Below are 15,732 nucleotides of genomic sequence, written 5' to 3'. Positions count from 1 at the left end.
TTTTCTATGCTGGAAAAGTGCGGCCTGATATGACCAATACGCCATGCATCGCGTTTCAGCCTGGCATACGCCAGCTGTAGCTGAGCACAAGGTCTATCGGCAGCCCTGGATCCGATGCACGGCACAGGAGAAACGAGTGCTTTACCTACTGTCCCTGATCGCCCTGGCCGCCATCACAGCGCCCGGTCTGACGCGTCTGTTGGGTGCACGCACGGGCTGGCTGCTGATGCTGGCCCCACTGGCAGCCTTCATCTGGTTCGTGCTGCAGGTTCCGCTGATCGCCGGCGGCGATGCGCTCATGCAAAGCGTGAGCTGGATTCCTGCGCTGGGTATCAACCTGAGCTTGCGCCTGGACGGTCTCTCGTTGCTATTCGCGCTGCTGATCAGCGGTATCGGCAGCCTCATCGTGCTGTATGCCGGCAGCTACCTGTCCAGCCATGCCCACCTCGGTCGCTTCCACGCTTACTTGCTGGTGTTCATGCTGGCGATGCTCGGCCTGGTGCTAGCCGACGACCTGGTGGCGATGTTCGTGTTCTGGGAACTGACCAGCATCGCCTCGTTCTTGCTGATCAGCTTTCAGCACGAGAAAGCCGTGTCTCGCCGCGCCGCCCTGCAGGCATTGCTGATCACCGGCGGTGGTGGCCTGGCGCTGCTGGCCGGTTTGATCCTGCTAGGCGGCGCCACCGGCAACTGGCAGTTTTCCGATCTCAGTGCCGAGCAGATAGAAGGTCACGTACTGCTGCCTGCAATCATCGCACTGGTGCTGCTGGGCTGCTTTACCAAGTCAGCACAGGTGCCCTTCCACCTGTGGCTGCCCAACGCGATGAACGCACCGACGCCCGTATCGGCCTATCTGCACTCGGCGACCATGGTCAAGGCCGGCATCTACCTGCTGGCCCGCCTCAACCCGGTGCTCGGCGGCTCGGTCGGCTGGGGAACGCTGTTGATCACCTTCGGCGCAGCGACTGCAGTGCTTGGCGCATTCCTCGCCTTCCGTCAGACCGACCTCAAACGCCTGCTGGCCTACACCACGGTCACCGTCCTGGGTCAGCTGACCATGCTGATCGGCACCAACACCAGCTACGGCCTGCAGGCGTTCGTGCTCTACCTGGTGGCGCACTCGCTGTACAAGGGCTCGCTGTTCATGGCCGTCGGCGCCATCGACCACGCCACCGGCACCCGTGAACTGGCGCGCCTGGGCGGGCTGATCCGCTTCATGCCGCTGACCGGCGCCGCCGTGGCTCTGGCAGCATTCTCCAACGCGGGCCTGCCCCCGTTCTTCGGTTTCATCGCCAAGGAGTTCAAGTACACGGGCCTGATCGAGATGGGGCATATCGGTTGGGCGGTGACGCTGGTGATGATCCTCACCAATGCCCTGCTGTTCGCCGCCGCCGGACTGGTGTTCGTGCAGACTTTCCTCGGCAAGCGCGGCGACTACCCGCGCACGCCGCATGAGGTCGGTCTGCCGATGTGGCTGGGGCCAATGCTGCTGGCCGTCGGTGGCTTCCTGCTCGGCGCCTGGAATGCCTGGCCGGAAACCTGGCTGGTGAACAATGCGGTGCAAGCCGTGGCACGCGGCCCGGTGGATGTGAACCTCTATCTCTGGGGCGGCATCACACCGGCGCTGCTGGCCAGCCTGCTGACCCTGTCGCTGGGAGTGTTGTTCTACCTGATGCGTGAGCGAGTCAGGCGCCTGCTCGATCGCGCCAATGCGGCCTGGAACGTCAGCGGAGACCTGATCTGGGATCGTCTGCTCAAGCGGGTATTTCACTTCGCCGGTCTGCTCGCCGCACGCTTCCAGCATGGTTCGTTGCGCCAGCACCTGGTGCTGCTGGCCCTGGCAGTCGGTGGCCTGCTCGCCGTCGGCCTGCTACCGACACTGCCGCAATTGCTACAGGGCAGCTACAGCCCCATTTCGCCGCTGGGCCTGGCCGGCTGCCTGCTGGCCCTGGCCGGTGGCGTGGCGGCCGCCTTCCTGCCCGGCCGCCTGACCTTGCTGGCCGCGCTGGGCGCCTGCGGCCTGGGCCTGGCACTGGTGTTCGTCTCGGTCAACGCACCGGACGTGGCGATGACTCAATTGATGGTGGAAACCCTCAGCCTGATCTTCCTCGCCCTGGTGTTTCGCAAGATGCCCAGGGTTCCGGCCAGCGGCGCACGCACCCCCTGGAAGCGCCGCCTGCATGCCGGCGTGGCGATCCTCTTTGGCCTCTGCGTGACGGGAGCTCTGCTAGCGGCGGTCAGCCTGCCGCTGCCGGGCGATATCGCCCAGTGGTATCAGGCCAACAGCCTGCCGGGAGGCCACGGACACAACGTGGTCAACGTCATCCTGGTGGACTTCCGTGCCTTCGATACCCTCGGTGAAATCCTCGTGGTCGCACTCTCTGCCCTGGCCGCAGCCAGCCTGTTGGGCAGCGGCTGGCGCGTCGGCAGCGAACACGGTGGTGAAGATGCCTTCACCTCAGGCCTGTTGCGCCAGGGCCTGCGCCCGCTGGCCTGGCTGATGCTGGCCGCCTCGCTGTTGCTGCTCTGGCGTGGCCACAACCTACCGGGCGGCGGCTTCATCGGCGGACTGGTGGCGGCCTGCGGCCTGATACTGCTGGTGCTGACCTATGGCCATGGGCAGATTCGCCGCGTGCTACCGGTGGCGCCCGCGCAACTGATCGGCATCGGCCTGGGCTGCGCGGCGGGCGCCGGCATCCTCGGCCTGCTCGCCGGTCACGCCTTTCTCAGCGGTCTCTGGACCTTCCCTGGCGGGCTGCCGCTGGGCACGCCCCTGCTCTTCGATATAGGCGTGTTCCTCACCGTGTTCGGCTCCGCGCTGCACATGATCGACAAGCTGACGGGAGTTCGCCACTGATGGAATGGCTAGCCGCAATCACCACTGGATGCCTGGCAGGCCTGGGCCTGTGGATGCTTCTGGATCGCAACCTCAAGCGCGTCGTGCTGGGTGTCGTGGTACTGGGCAATGCGATCAACCTGGGAGTACTCACCGCCGGGCGCTTCTTCGGTGAACGCCCGGCCTTCGTCGAGGCCGGCAATACGGCCAGCACGGCCAACCCACTGCCGCAGGCGCTGGTGCTGACGGCGATCGTCATCGGCTTCAGCCTGTTCATCTTCGCCCTGGCGCTGCTCAAGCGCACCCGCGAACTGCATGGCGACAAGACCACCGACTCGCTCAGCTCGATCACCGAGCAACCGGCGCCGGACTGGCACGACAGCGAGCATGAAGGCGACGCCAACACCACGGAGGCTCGCCGATGAACCACGCGTTACTCGTCGCACCGATCCTCGTGCCCCTGTGCAGCCTGCTGCTGGCGATCATCCTGCGCCGTCACCTGCTGGCCGTGCGCGTGCTCAGCCTGAGCGGTACCGCCGCGCTGCTGGCGGTGGGCCTGGCGCTGGTCTGGCAGGCCGCTCAGGGCGTGGTGCTCAGCGGGCAGGTCGGCGGCTGGCAGGCGCCGTTCGGCATCAGCCTGGTGATCGACCGACTTTCGGCGGTGATGATCGCCATCAGCGCCCTGGTGGCGCTGGTCACCCTGCTCTATGGCGTCGCCAAGGACAACGACACCAAGGTCGGCCGCGACTTCCACCTGTTCATCCAGGGTCTGCTGACAGGTATCTGCGGCGCCTTCATCACCGCCGACATCTTCAACCTCTACGTCTGGTTCGAAGTGCTGCTGATCGCCTCCTTCGCCCTGATGGCGCTCGGCGGTGGCAGCCGCCGGCTGGCCGGCAGCATGACCTACGTGGCCCTGAACCTGTTCGCCACGCTGATCTTCCTGCTCGCCGCCGGCCTCGTCTACGGCGCCAGCGGCACACTGAACATGGGCGAGCTGGCGGTGATCATGCGCAGCGGCGAGGCAGCGCCCGGCGTAACACCGGCGCTGCTGCTGATGCTGCTGTCGTTCGCCATCAAGGCCGCGCTGTTCCCGGTGTTCGGCTGGCTGCCGGCCACCTATCACGTCGCCCTCACCGCGGTGTCAGCGATGTTCGCAGGGCTCCTGACCAAGGTCGGGGTGTACGCGCTGATCCGCCTGGTGACGCTGCTCTGGCCTGAACATGGCCTGCCCCATCAACTGCTGCTGTGGGTCGCCTGCGCCACCATGCTGGTGGGGGTACTTGGCGCGGCGGCACAGACCGAGGTACGGCGCATCCTGTCGTTCCATATCGTCAGCCAGGTCGGCTACATGATCCTCGGCCTGGCCCTGGCCACACCCCTGGCGCTGGCCGGAGCGGTGTTCTACCTGATTCACCACATCGTGGTGAAAGCCAACCTGTTCTTCATCGGCGGCGTGGCAGCGCGCATCTGCGGCTCCGAACGTCTGGCCGACATGGGCGGACTGTATAAGCGCATGCCCTGGCTGGCGCTGCTGTTCGCCATTCCGGCGCTGTCGCTGGCTGGCATTCCGCCGCTGTCCGGCTTCTGGGCCAAGTTCCTGCTGGTCAAGGCCAGCCTCGACGCTGCGGCCTGGTGGGCAGCCGGTATCGCGCTGCTGACCGGCGTGTTCACCCTGCTGTCGATGAACAAGATCTGGAACGAGGCATTCCTCAAGCCGCACCCGCAGGGTGAAGAGGCGCTGCAACCGCTTGGCGGCATGCGCGCGGCCTGGCTGGGCATGGGCGTACTGGCGCTGCTGACCGTACTGATCGGCCTCGGCGCCGGCCCGCTGATCGACTACGCCGTGGCTGCCGCAGCGCAGCTCACCGATCCGCAGGCCTATCTGCAACCCTTCGCTGGCGCAGGAGGTGCCTGATGTCGTTTCTCATCCATCTGCTGACCAGTGCAGCCCTAGCCTGGAGCCTCGGCGCCGGGCATCTGGGCGGTGGCCTGCTGGCGTTCGCCCTGCTCTACCTGTTGGCCCGCGCGCTCGGACTGGTAATTGCGCGCCTGCGCCGTTATTCACGCAGCCTGGAGCATGGCATCAGCTTTGGCCTGTGGTTCATCGCCCAGGTGTTTCTCGCCACCTACCAGGTCGCCAGGTTGGTACTGGCACGTCGGGTCGACGTGGAGCCCGCGATACTGGCTTACCCGGTGGCCCGCCGCGAGATGGACAAGGTGACCCTGCTCGGCACGCTGCTGACCCTGACCCCCGGCACCCTGGCGCTGGACTATGACCAGGCGCAAGGACTGCTCTATATCCACGCCCTCGATGCACGACGCCGCGAGGACGTGACCGACACCCTGGTCGAGCTGGAACGCCGCCTGCTGGCCTGGCTCGATGCCGGCAAAGCCGAAGGAGTATCGCCATGACCCTGCACCTGGCTGGCGCTGCCTGGGTATTGCCCCTGGCTGCCACCCTGCTCGCCTTGAGCGGCCTGATCACGCTGTATCGCCTGTTACGCGGGCCAAGCCGTCCGGATCGCGCAGTCGCCATCGACGCCCTTACCCTGCTGGCAGTCGCCGCCATGGCCTTGCTCTGCCTGATACGCGGCGAGGCGCTGTTCCTCGACGTCGCCGTGCTGCTGGCGCTGGTGTCGTTTCTCGGCACCGCTGCCTTTGCCTTCCTGTTCGATGAAGCCCACAGCCGGCTGCCGGAGAAACGCGAGGATCGCCCATGAACGAAGTGCAAGCCTGGCTGGCCTCGTTGCTGGTACTCAGCGGCGCACTGATTTCCCTGCTCGGCGCCATTGGCGTGCTGCGCCTGCCCGATAGCTACAGCCGCATGCATGCAGCGAGCAAGGCCGGCGTTCTTGGCGCGGTCCTGCTACTCGGCGCAGTGGCCCTGGCCAGTAGCGGCGAACTGGCGCTGGAAGCCTTTGTCGGCCTGCTGATTCTGCTGGCCAGCGCCCCGCTGGCGGCTCACGCCATCGCCCGCGCCGCTCATCGCGCCGGTATCCGGCCTGTGCTGGGCCGCTTGGGCGATGAGCTGGAGCAACGTAACAAGGGCGGCGAGTAAGTCTCAGTCGATCTGCCGGCGAAACGGCGGCAGAGCATTGAGAATCGCCTTGCCATAGCGCTGGGTGACCACGCGCCGGTCGAGCAAGGTGATGGTGCCGCGGTCCGCCTCGGTGCGCAGCAGGCGACCGCAGGCCTGTACCAGACGCAAGGAGGCGTCCGGCACGGCGATCTCCATGAACGGGTTACCGCCGCGCGCTTCGATCCATTCAGCCAGCGCCGCTTCCACCGGGTCGTCCGGTACGGCAAAGGGAATCTTGGCGATCACCACATGCTCGCAATAGGCGCCAGGCAGGTCGACGCCTTCGGCGAAGCTGGCCAGGCCGAACAATACGCTCTCCTCGCCCGAGTCGACGCGCGCCTTGTGCTTGTTGAGGGTTTCCTGCTTGGACAGGTTGCCCTGGATGAACACGCGCTTGCGCCAGTCGCGCTCCAGCCCGTCGAACACGTCCTGCATCTGCTTGCGTGAGGAAAACAGCACCAGCGTGCCGCGGCTACCAGCAACCAGCGCCGGCAATTCACGCACGATGGCGGCGGTATGCACGGCCGCCTCACGCGGGTCAGCCTTCAGATCCGGCACCCGCAGCACGCCGGCGTCGGCATGATGGAAGGGGCTCGGCACGACGGCAGTCACCGCCACCTTGGGCAGGCCGGCGCGCATGCGGTAACGGTCGAAGGTGCCCAGCGCGGTGAGCGTCGCGGAAGTCACCAGGCAGCCGTGGGCGACGTTCCACAGGTTGCGACGCAAGGTCTCGGCCGCCAGGATCGGGCTGGCGTTGACCTCGATGTCGAACAGCGCACCGCTCTCGGCCAGGGTCAGCCAGCGCGCCATCGGCGGGCTTTCCTCCGGGTCTTCGGCGGTGAACGCCAGCCACAGTTCCCAGTTGCCCTTGGCGCGCGCCATCAGGCTGCCGAACAGCGGATACCATTCCTCGGCCTGGTGACTGGCAATGCCCACAGCACCCTCGCCGTCCATGGCCTCCTTGAGCAACTCGGTGACGCCAGTGAACAGGTCATTGAGCTTGGAGAAGCCCTTCTTCAACTCCAGCCCGAGCTCGGTCAGATGCTCCGGTACCACGCCGCCAACGAAGCGGTGACGCGGACGCTCACGACCTTCCATATCCTCGCCGGCCTTGAAGTCGGCGACCTGCTCGCAGGCAGCGAACATGAACTGCTGCTGGGTCTTCAGCTCGCGCGTCAGCTCCGGCACCTGCTCGATCAGGCGGCCGAGATCGCCCGGCAAGGGGTTCTGCGCCAGCAGTTTGGTCAGGTTCTTGTCGATCTGGGTCAGCCAGTCGGCCGTGGAACGCAGGCGGGTGAAGTGGGCGAAGTGACCGATGGCCTTGTCCGGCAGGTGATGGCCTTCGTCGAAGACGTAGATGGTTTCGCGCGGGTCGGGCAGTACCGCCCCGCCGCCGAGTGCAAGGTCGGCCAGCACCATATCGTGGTTGGTGACGATCACGTCGACCTTGCCCATGCCCTCGCGCGCCTTGTAAAAAGCGCATTGCTGGAAATTCGGACAATGGCGGTTGGTGCACTGGCTATGGTCGGTGGTCAACTGCGCCCAGCGGCTGTCTTCCAGCTCTTCGGGCCAACTGTCACGGTCACCGTCCCATTTGTTGCCGGCGAGCTTCTCGATCATCGCGGTGAACAGTTTCTGGCCCTGCTCATCGACGTCGATGCGAAATCCTTCTTCCTCGAACAATTGCGCGGTGGCGCTCTGCGCGGCGCCGTCCTGCAGCAGGTGATCGAGTTTGGACAGGCACAGGTAACGCCCGCGCCCCTTGGCCAGGGCGAAACTGAAATTCAGGCCGCTGTTGCGCAGCAGGTCGGGCAGATCCTTGTGCACGATCTGCTCTTGCAGCGCCACGGTGGCGGTGGCGATTACCAGGCGCTTACCTGCCGCCTTGGCGGTGGGAATGGTGGCCAGGCTGTAGGCCACCGTCTTGCCGGTACCCGTCCCCGCTTCCACCGCCACCACGGCCGGGTCGCCCAGGCGCTTGCCCTCGTCGTCGCTCCTGATGGTGCCGAGCACCTTGGCGATCTCGGCGATCATCAGGCGCTGACCATAGCGGGGCTTGAGCGACTTGGCCTCGAGGAAGCGCGAATAGGCGCCCTGAATCTGGGACTTGAGTTCGGTACTGAGCATGGATTCTGAAACGAAAAAGGCTGGATAAATTTTCAGTATTCGCGGAGCGGCAGCTATCATAACGCGCCCGCCGATCTGGCGCTGACCCGTGTGCCAATCGAATGAAATTAGCTGCCAAACGGACCAATGGAGATTCCCCGTGACGCCCTACGCCCCGCTCTACGCACTACACCTGCTGGCCGCCGTGATCTGGGTCGGCGGCATGTTCTTCGCCTGGATGATCCTGCGCCCTGCGGCGGTCGAGACCCTGGAGCCTCCCGCGCGGCTGCGCCTGTGGCTGAGCGTATTCAAGCGTTTCTTCGTCTGGGTCTGGCTGGCCGTGCTGGTCTTGCCGGTGACCGGCATGGGCATGCTGCACATGAGTTACAGCGGCTTCGATGCGGCGCCGCGCTATGTGCACATCATGATGGGCTTGTACCTGGTCATGCTCGCGCTGTTCCTGCGTGTTCAGGCCCTGCAACTGCCGGAACTGCGGCGTGCCGTGGAGAGCGAGAACTGGCCGGCAGGCGGCGAGGTGCTGGGGCGCATTCGCAGGGTCGTAGGCAGCAACCTGCTGATCGGCCTGGCGCTGATGACGCTGGTGGCCATGCGCCCGTCATTCTGATCGACCACGCAGCCCTCGCTGGCCATGGGCGAGCGAGGGCTGCAGCGGGTTAGAAACGAAACACCTGCACTGAGCCACTTTGACCTGCGGCGCCTTCTCGCCCGGGCTGACCAGGCTTGCCATCTGCCGCACCCTCGACCCCATAGACCAGGCAGCCCTTGGCGGCGCCACCACGGCCGGGGCGGCCCGCCGAACCTGCAGCACCACCGGCGCCGCCGTCGAGCAGCACCTGCATGCGCTCGACCTCGACATAGTGCGGCACCTCGAGCGTCACCTTGCCGCCAGCAGCGCCGGCATGGCCATCGGTGCCATCCTGACCATCGTAGCCAGCACTGGCCTGCCCCCAGGCGCAACCGCCCGGTCGGCCGTGCGCGCCATCCAGGCCGGCATACCCTGGTCTGCCTTGTCCCCCTCGCACATCCACCGTCAATGACTCGAACGTCAGCTTGTGCAGCTTGAGGTTGATCTCGCGCCCCGGGGTAGCCGGCCGCGTATAAGTCCCGGCCGCGCCCTTGGCGCTGATCCAGGCGCCTGCACCGATATCGGCATCCTCGATGACGAGCTGCAGTGGCTGTTCACCCGGCGCCACACCGATGCGCGCATCACGGCCCATCAGCAATTCACCGATACGCAATTCGGTCACGCTTGCCGGAACCATCAGGGTCGCATGGTCCGCCACTTCCAGACGCTCGAGCTGCAGACTGCTGCTGGCGACGGGCAAGCGCATCAGGGTATTGGGCGCCACCGTGATCTGCGTCGCAGCCACCGACGTGCCGGCAAACAGACAGAGCACCAACGCGAGGCTACGCATGAGCTGCCCCCTCGTTCACGGCCACAGCATCGGCGCCGCTCGGTTGCTCAGCCTTGAGCGGGTACAGATGAAAAATACCGAACAGCAGCACCTGCGCACGATCCAGCCAGGGGCTGCGACGTGCTGACAGAAGGTCGGAGAACAGCCACAGTTGCGCGCCATGCAGCAGCGCAAGAAAACCAGCCAGCAGGTAGATCAGGTGTTCGAACGGAGCGCCGACGCGCTTGGCCAGCGCCGCCCCGAACACCAGCCAGAAGGTCAAGGCCAGTGCCTTGCCCACACTCAACATCGCTTTCATCCCCGCCCTCTCGTGCAGCTACTTTCTAATAGCGCTGCACGTTAACCGCTCGCAACGCGGACCACCAGAGCGGCGGATGTTTTTCATGGCCCTGTGCCTCCCGGCTGCCGCCCAATGCTCCCGGCGGAACCGCCGGGAGCACGGCGCGCTATCAGCGGGAAACGTGCAACTCCACACGGCGATTCTCTGCACGTCCGACATCCGAGGCGTTGTCCGCTACCGGCTGGCTCTCGCCACGTCCTTCAGTACTGAGTTTGCCGGCAGGCACGCCTCGAGTGACCAGGAAGTCAGCGACACTGCGGGCCCGACGCTCGGATAGCGCCTGGTTGTAGGCATCGGAGCCCACGCTGTCGGTATGCCCGACGACCCTGACCGAGACCAGATTGGCACCGGTCAGTCGCGTGCCGACATCGGCGAGCAGGCGCTGCGCCTCGCTGGTCAACTCGGCAGAGTCGAAGGCGAACAACACATTTCCCAGATCGCTGAGAACGATGACCTCATCCTGAGTGGGCTGCACAGCGGGTTCGGCAGTCGCACTGGCGGGGTACTGCGGCAACGGACAGCCGTTATGCCCGACAGCAGTGCCCGCGGGTGTACCCGGACAGCGGTCACGACGATCGAACACACCGTCGTTGTCCTCATCGCCGTCCTGCACGTAACAGATGATGGTGCCCAGCACAGCGCCAGCGACGGCGCCGCCTGCAGCCCAGGTAGAACTCTCGATTGCTCCGAGGCCGCCACCGGCCAGGGCTCCAATCGCACTGCACAGGGGCCAGTTCCCCTGGTTGAGCGGCGCGTCTCCCGTACTGGAAGTCGTGGCACAACCGGTAAGAACACTGCTGACCAGGAGAAAGGGTAAAACCCTCGAAAGCTCGATTCTCATGGCGGTGTCTCCTGTGATACCGGCATGTTGCCGGTATCACAGAAGTAAAGACGGCGGCAGGACTCCACACAAGCAAAGGCCCGACCGATGGAAATCGGCCGGGCCTTTGCGGGTAACGCCTTGAGCAGCTAGCAATGCGCCTTACGGCTGGGCTTCAACCTCGGCCTCCACGCGACGGTTGATGGCACGACCTTCGGCAGTGGCGTTGTCAGCGACCGGACGGCTCTCGCCGTAGCCTACAGCCTGCACACGACCGGATTCGACGCCGTACTGGTTGACCAGAACGTCGCGAACGGCAGTGGCGCGGCGCTCGGACAGGCCCTGGTTATAGGCATCGCTGCCCACGGAGTCAGTGTGGCCTTCAACCACGGTACTGGTCTGTGGGTACTGTTTCATGAAGTCGGCCAGGGCTTTGATGTCGCCGTAGCTTTCCTGCTTGACCTGAGCCTTGTCGAAGTCGAACTTGACATCCAGTTCGACGCGTACGGCTTCGACCGGCTCCATAACCTCTTCGACCATGACCTCTTCTTCAACGACGGCAACCTGCTGCGCCTCGGCACCATGTACCCAGCAGTAGGCGGCGGCCATACCAGCACCTACCACCGCGCCGCCACCCGCCCAGGTGGAGCTTTCGATTGCCCCGAGCGCAGCACCACCCACGCCACCTACAGCGGCACAGGTGGGCCAGTCGGTTTTCTGCAGGCCGGCACAGCCGGTCAGCAGGGTACTAGCCAGAATCAGGGGTACTGCGTTCCTTGTGATACTCATACTTTAGGTCTCCAATGTTCATCGGCCCATAACCGACTCAATAGTAGTAAAGACAGGAGTTGTACAATCCGCCAGCTATAGCAGCTTCTGCGGATAATTTTCTCTCACTCTAGGCCTGATACCGACACCACGTTAGTCTTTGCAGACTTTTCGAGGAAGTTCGATGACCGCCAGCCTTAGCACCCGTACTCCACAGCAGGCCATTGCGGCACTGCTTGCCCGCTATACCCCCGAGAAACTGCTGTTACTCGGGGCCAGCGAACTACCCGCAGTCAGCGCCTTTCACGGCGCCCACCCGCAGTGTCAGGTCACCACCGCACCTGCTGCTCCCCTGGCGTCCGAACTGGCCGCACAGCGATTCGACCTGGCAATTCTGGTCGACTGTCTGGAGCACTTACCCAAACGCGATGGACTGCAACTACTGGGTGGTATCCGCAATCTCAACGCCAGCCGGGTCGCGGTACTGGTCGACCTGAAGGCATGTGATTGGCAGGAAACCGACTTTTTCGCCCTGGCCCTGCAAGCCAGTGAACAGTTCCAGCGCGAGGGACAGACCCTGCATCTGTTCACCTATGATCTGCTTGATTACAAGCAAGTTCCCGACTGGTTAAACGCAAAATTCTGGGCTAATCCACAAAACTTCGGGAAATACTGGTGGTAGAGCGATGAACCCTGTCGATCCCAACTGCCCCTGTGGAACTGGCAAGCCGTTGAGCCAGTGCTGCGGTCACTATCACGCCGGCACCCCTGCACCCAGTGCCGAGTTGCTGATGCGCTCCCGTTATACCGCTTATGTACTGGGCCTGGTGGATTATCTGATCGCCACCACACTTCCCGCCCAGCAACAGGCACTCGACCGTGACGCAATGGCAGCCTGGAGCGCCCAGAGCACCTGGCTCGGCCTGCACGTCGAGGGCAGCGAAGTGTTCGGCGGCAAGCCGGAGCACGCCCAGGTCACGTTCGTCGCTCGCTGGCATGACGAGCAGGGTGAGCATTGCCACCGCGAATGCTCCGCTTTCGTTCAGGTGGACCGACGCTGGTTCTTCCTCGATCCGACAGTCCCGCTCAAGGCCAGTCGCAACGACCCTTGCCCCTGCCAGGGCGGACAGAAATTCAAGAAGTGCTGTGCCTCCTTCCTGAGCAACTGACTGGCGCTAACGCTGTTTTCTGCTTGAGTTGAAGCGTCCCGGAGGACACTCAACAAGGAGAAAGCCATGCACAAGAAAAGTGGTATCGCTCTTATCCTTGCCAGCTTGCTGGCAGGCTGCGCCAATCAACCCGGCGGGCTGCAAGGGGAAGGTCTGGATCTGGGTGACAGCCAGCGCGTCAGCCGCCTGTTCGCCTACCCGAACAACTGCAGCGTGATCTGCTATCGCGACTGGACCCTGGAGCAGACGGTCGAACACTACCTGCAGCAAAGCCTGACTCGCGACGGCTACCCAGAGGCCCGCGTACAGGTCACTCGCGAGGGGGAACGCATACGTGCGCACTTCGCAGGCACGCCTGCGGACTACGGCCAGCCGCTGCTGCAATTGCTCGATGCAGGCGATCTCGCCTATCAGGGCGCCAGCCAGCTGAATCGTGACGGCAAATGGCAATACAACTGGTACTTCTTCCTGCCCCTGGGCATGGCTCTGGACAACCGCAAGAGCGTCGAGCTGCTGCACTTCCCACCGGACTACTCGCTGACTCAGGCCCAGGACTACCTGCGTTCGAGCACCACCGACCGCTGGGCCGCACTGCTCAGCTACAACGGCATCAGGCCTGAACATACCCCTGGCTACCAGACCATCGTCGATATCGCCCCCATCGCCGCTCCAGCCAGCGCCGGCAGCACACTGGAAGGCGTGTACGGCTACTTCAACACGTATCAACGGCAGATGGTCAGCGAACTCAGTGCCGGCCCAGCCAATGCCAGCCTGCCCATGGTCGCCTTCGGCAGCCCGGTGCGCAGCTGGATCCAGCAACAATATGGCGTGCCCCTACCGGTGCTTGGCCTTGGTCAAATCGATGCTGCGCCTGGGCGACAGGTCTCCGTGCTCGGCGCCAATCACCCCAGCTACATCTGGTACGCCGCCGACCCGGCCAACAATCACGGCAGCGAAGATGCCGCCAATGCGGCCGGGCTAAAGGTGATGGCGCAGGACCTGAGCGCCGCCTGCTGGCAGGCCGGCATGGGCCAGCAGCCGACCGCTGATCCGGCGCAGACACTCAATGCCTGTACGACGAAATGGCAGGTGGCGGAAAAAGTGCAAACCTGCGAGCTGTTCTTCACCAGCGTGCGCAACCTCAAGCCTGAGGCGGCGGCGGCCAAGTGCAAGGCAGGTTAGCCACCCCAGGCAGAAAAACGCCGTGACTGCCCAGGCAGTCACGGCGTTTGCAGTGAGGCGACTGAATGCTCAGTCCTGCAGCTTCAGATGCGATGTATCCGGCGCAGGCGCTGGGGCAGTGGATTTGGCCTGCCCCATATCACTGCCCACGGGCGCCAAACTGAATTGCGACAGGTCGACCCTCGGTGCCTGGGCCTCTGGTCTGGCGTCCTGCAGGTCGCTGCCCACCGGAGCGATACCGAAATCCGGTGCATCCACATCACTGAATGCGGCCATGTATTCATCACGCGGCGCAACCTGCAAGCGCCCCGGCGTGGCCGCTACCGGCGCAGCAGCCGGAGCCGCAACCGGCTCGGCCGGCGGTGGGGGCGCCAGCTCGACCTCCTCGACCAGCATGTCCATGTCGACGACTTCGACCCGCGCACCGGCGCGTTCGAGAGTCACGCGGTATTTCTCCGCAGCTGCGGCATCGAGATTGTTCTTGATCACGATGCGGCGCCCGGAGAACAACTGGGCAATGCGCTGCGCATCGGCCTGGAACAGCTTGGCCAGGTTGGCCTTGACCAGCTCCGGCTGGGCGCCCGGCACCAGTTGCCCGGAGAAGGCGATCTCATAGCGACTCATGGTCACACTCCTGTCCTATTCGCCGCTCAGTATGGCGCAGGTTCCTTTGCCCTGACACTGCAGGCTTCTCATCCATGCCATCGCGATCACCAACGCCCTCGAGAACTTCACGCTATCGCATTGAAAATGGTGATGCCCCCGTTGCAGCCGTGCACTTGCTTGTTACACTGGCGGCAATGGGGGTATGAAATGTTTTCTCAGGCGCAAATGATAAGAATTACCAGCCTATTGATGTTTCTCGGCCTGCTTACGGGCCTGACAGGATGTTCCACCTGGATGACAGGCGGCTTCAAGGACCCGGATGTCCAACTCATCAAAGTTGATGTGGTCAAAGCCAGGCTGCTCGAACAGCAGTTCCGCCTGCGCTTTCGAATCGACAACCCCAATGGCGTCAGCCTGCCGGTACGCGGACTGGACTACGACGTCCATCTCAACGGCATCCAGCTGGCCACGGGCTACTCCAATGAGTGGTTCACCGTTCCCGCTCATGGCCATCACACCTTCGAGATACCGGTACGCACCAACCTCTGGCGGCATGTCCGACAGATCGTCAAGGCGCTGGAAAAACCGGACGTGCCGATTCGTTACAGCCTCAAGGGCGAAGTAAAAACCGGCATGTTGTTCGGCCGCAGCGTGCACATGGCGCGCAATGGCGAGATAATTCCCGGCGATTTCATACCGGAGTAACACCATGAGCAACCAACCCCACGTCCACGGCCCAGACTGCAACCATGACCACGATCATCACGACCATGGTCATGTGCACGGTCCGCACTGCAACCACGGCCACCAGGAGCCGGTGCGCAACGCGCTGAAGGACGTCGGCCGCAACGATCCCTGCCCGTGCGGCAGCCAGAAGAAGTTCAAGAAATGCCACGGCGCCTGAGCCGCGCATGAATGCTCTGACCCTCATCCTGCTACTGACCGGCCTGCTGCTGATCGCCGCCCTGGCCGCCTATGCCTGGCACCTGTGGCGCCGCGTATGGGCGAACCAGCGCGCCCACCAGCAAGCGCAGCAGGAGCGCCAGCAACGCCTCGGCGGCGACCTGAACATCCTCGCCAGCAGCCTGCTCGACGAGCAACTGCCGCTGATCGAAGGCGCCATTCGCATCAAGGTGTTGCTCGACAACTACGACAGCGCCCTGAGCAATGACAGTCGCTGCCAGGTGTCTCACCTGCTCTTCGACGCCACTCACGACGTGCCCACCCATGCGGACTGGAAAGCGTTGGACAAAGCCGAACGGCGCCGTTTCGAAAAGCGCTTCAACGAGCTGGAACTGCAACACAAGGCCGCGGCACGAATTGCCGCACGCTGGTTGCTGGACGAAGGGCTGAAGAGGTCTCCGGCAAACGCCTGAGGCCTCTTGCC

The 15,732-nt window shown here is 64.1% G+C and carries 19 protein-coding genes; 13 read left to right on the top strand and 6 right to left on the bottom strand.

Annotation, left to right across the window (positions count from 1 at the left end; genetic code table 11):
* Nucleotides 1-136 precede the first annotated feature (136 nt).
* Genes mbhE through mnhG form a run of 6 tightly spaced genes read left to right on the top strand, consistent with a single transcriptional unit; the run spans nt 137 to nt 5,897 of the window.
* Nucleotides 137-2,857 carry a hydrogen gas-evolving membrane-bound hydrogenase subunit E gene (gene mbhE, locus PCLY_RS23810; RefSeq protein ID WP_061243039.1) on the top strand — a complete coding sequence of 907 codons (2,721 nt, stop codon included), beginning with the start codon at nt 137-139 and terminating at the stop codon, nt 2,855-2,857.
* Nucleotides 2,857-3,261: a sodium:proton antiporter gene (locus tag PCLY_RS23805; RefSeq protein ID WP_061243036.1), complete on the top strand. Its 405-nt coding sequence runs from the start codon at nt 2,857-2,859 to the stop codon at nt 3,259-3,261. Before mbhE ends, PCLY_RS23805 begins: the two co-directional genes overlap by 1 nt.
* Nucleotides 3,258-4,754: a proton-conducting transporter transmembrane domain-containing protein gene (locus tag PCLY_RS23800; RefSeq protein WP_061243033.1), complete on the top strand. Its 1,497-nt coding sequence runs from the start codon at nt 3,258-3,260 to the stop codon at nt 4,752-4,754. The genes PCLY_RS23805 and PCLY_RS23800 overlap by 4 nt, the downstream gene beginning before the upstream one ends.
* Entirely contained in the window at nt 4,754-5,251 is a 498-nt protein-coding gene (locus PCLY_RS23795) for a Na+/H+ antiporter subunit E (protein ID WP_061243030.1), read from the top strand. Before PCLY_RS23800 ends, PCLY_RS23795 begins: the two co-directional genes overlap by 1 nt.
* Nucleotides 5,248-5,559 (top strand): monovalent cation/H+ antiporter complex subunit F, encoded by a 312-nt coding sequence (locus tag PCLY_RS23790; protein WP_061243027.1) that lies wholly within the window; start codon nt 5,248-5,250, stop codon nt 5,557-5,559. The genes PCLY_RS23795 and PCLY_RS23790 overlap by 4 nt, the downstream gene beginning before the upstream one ends.
* A complete protein-coding gene (mnhG, locus tag PCLY_RS23785) occupies nt 5,556-5,897 on the top strand; it encodes a monovalent cation/H(+) antiporter subunit G (protein ID WP_061243024.1) in 342 nt (113 codons plus the stop codon). Before PCLY_RS23790 ends, mnhG begins: the two co-directional genes overlap by 4 nt.
* A gap of 3 nt (nt 5,898-5,900) precedes the next feature.
* Here mnhG and dinG read toward each other — a convergent pair whose 3' ends face one another.
* Nucleotides 5,901-8,045 carry an ATP-dependent DNA helicase DinG gene (dinG, locus tag PCLY_RS23780; RefSeq protein WP_061243021.1) on the bottom strand — a complete coding sequence of 715 codons (2,145 nt, stop codon included), beginning with the start codon at nt 8,043-8,045 and terminating at the stop codon, nt 5,901-5,903.
* Nucleotides 8,046-8,184: 139 nt separating this feature from the next.
* Here dinG and PCLY_RS23775 point away from each other — a divergent pair, with 139 nt between their 5' ends.
* Entirely contained in the window at nt 8,185-8,649 is a 465-nt protein-coding gene (locus PCLY_RS23775) for a CopD family protein (protein ID WP_061243018.1), read from the top strand.
* A gap of 49 nt (nt 8,650-8,698) precedes the next feature.
* Here PCLY_RS23775 and PCLY_RS23770 read toward each other — a convergent pair whose 3' ends face one another.
* The 4 genes from PCLY_RS23770 to PCLY_RS25450 form a co-directional block, all read right to left on the bottom strand.
* Nucleotides 8,699-9,460 carry a hypothetical protein gene (locus PCLY_RS23770; protein WP_061243013.1) on the bottom strand — a complete coding sequence of 254 codons (762 nt, stop codon included), beginning with the start codon at nt 9,458-9,460 and terminating at the stop codon, nt 8,699-8,701.
* Nucleotides 9,453-9,758, bottom strand: a complete 306-nt coding sequence (locus tag PCLY_RS23765; RefSeq protein WP_061243010.1) for a DUF1145 domain-containing protein — start codon at nt 9,756-9,758, stop codon at nt 9,453-9,455. Before PCLY_RS23765 ends, PCLY_RS23770 begins: the two co-directional genes overlap by 8 nt.
* 151 nt (nt 9,759-9,909) lie before the next feature.
* Nucleotides 9,910-10,641, bottom strand: coding sequence for a PA1041 family peptidoglycan-binding anchor lipoprotein (locus PCLY_RS23760; RefSeq protein WP_061243007.1), 732 nt, complete (start codon nt 10,639-10,641; stop codon nt 9,910-9,912).
* A gap of 141 nt (nt 10,642-10,782) precedes the next feature.
* Nucleotides 10,783-11,409: an OmpA family protein gene (locus PCLY_RS25450; RefSeq protein ID WP_061243004.1), complete on the bottom strand. Its 627-nt coding sequence runs from the start codon at nt 11,407-11,409 to the stop codon at nt 10,783-10,785.
* A 163-nt stretch (nt 11,410-11,572) separates the two neighbouring features.
* On the opposite strand from PCLY_RS25450, the gene PCLY_RS23750 reads away from it, so the two are divergent.
* The 3 genes from PCLY_RS23750 (at nt 11,573) to PCLY_RS23740 (ending at nt 13,739) form a co-directional block, all read left to right on the top strand.
* Complete coding sequence (locus tag PCLY_RS23750; RefSeq protein WP_061243001.1) at nt 11,573-12,070, top strand: DUF6231 family protein; 498 nt, start codon at nt 11,573-11,575, stop codon at nt 12,068-12,070.
* Between the two features lie 4 nt (nt 12,071-12,074).
* Entirely contained in the window at nt 12,075-12,557 is a 483-nt protein-coding gene (locus tag PCLY_RS23745; RefSeq protein ID WP_061242998.1) for a YchJ family protein, read from the top strand.
* 66 nt (nt 12,558-12,623) lie between these two features.
* A complete protein-coding gene (locus tag PCLY_RS23740; RefSeq protein WP_061242995.1) occupies nt 12,624-13,739 on the top strand; it encodes a hypothetical protein in 1,116 nt (371 codons plus the stop codon).
* Between the two features lie 69 nt (nt 13,740-13,808).
* Here the strand turns inward: PCLY_RS23740 and PCLY_RS23735 are convergent, their stop codons facing one another.
* The gene (locus tag PCLY_RS23735; protein WP_061242992.1) at nt 13,809-14,363 is read right to left on the bottom strand and encodes a hypothetical protein; all 555 of its coding nucleotides are present in this window, start codon (nt 14,361-14,363) and stop codon (nt 13,809-13,811) included.
* Nucleotides 14,364-14,552: 189 nt separating this feature from the next.
* On the opposite strand from PCLY_RS23735, the gene PCLY_RS23730 reads away from it, so the two are divergent.
* The 3 genes from PCLY_RS23730 to PCLY_RS23720 are packed head-to-tail and all read left to right on the top strand — an operon-like array spanning nt 14,553 to nt 15,721.
* Nucleotides 14,553-15,050, top strand: a complete 498-nt coding sequence (locus PCLY_RS23730) for an LEA/WHy family protein (protein ID WP_197432236.1) — start codon at nt 14,553-14,555, stop codon at nt 15,048-15,050.
* 4 nt (nt 15,051-15,054) lie between these two features.
* On the top strand, nt 15,055-15,249 hold the full coding sequence (locus PCLY_RS23725; RefSeq protein WP_037049080.1) for an SEC-C metal-binding domain-containing protein: 195 nt from the start codon (nt 15,055-15,057) through the stop codon (nt 15,247-15,249).
* Nucleotides 15,250-15,256: 7 nt separating this feature from the next.
* Nucleotides 15,257-15,721: a DUF2489 domain-containing protein gene (locus PCLY_RS23720; protein ID WP_061242986.1), complete on the top strand. Its 465-nt coding sequence runs from the start codon at nt 15,257-15,259 to the stop codon at nt 15,719-15,721.
* Nucleotides 15,722-15,732: the final 11 nt, after the last annotated feature.

The sequence above is a fragment of the Ectopseudomonas composti genome, assembly GCF_001567565.1.
GTDB lineage: Bacteria > Pseudomonadota > Gammaproteobacteria > Pseudomonadales > Pseudomonadaceae > Aquipseudomonas > Aquipseudomonas composti_A.
The sequence above is the reverse complement of the archived record's forward strand: the minus strand, read 5'-3'. Positions and strand labels throughout refer to the sequence as shown.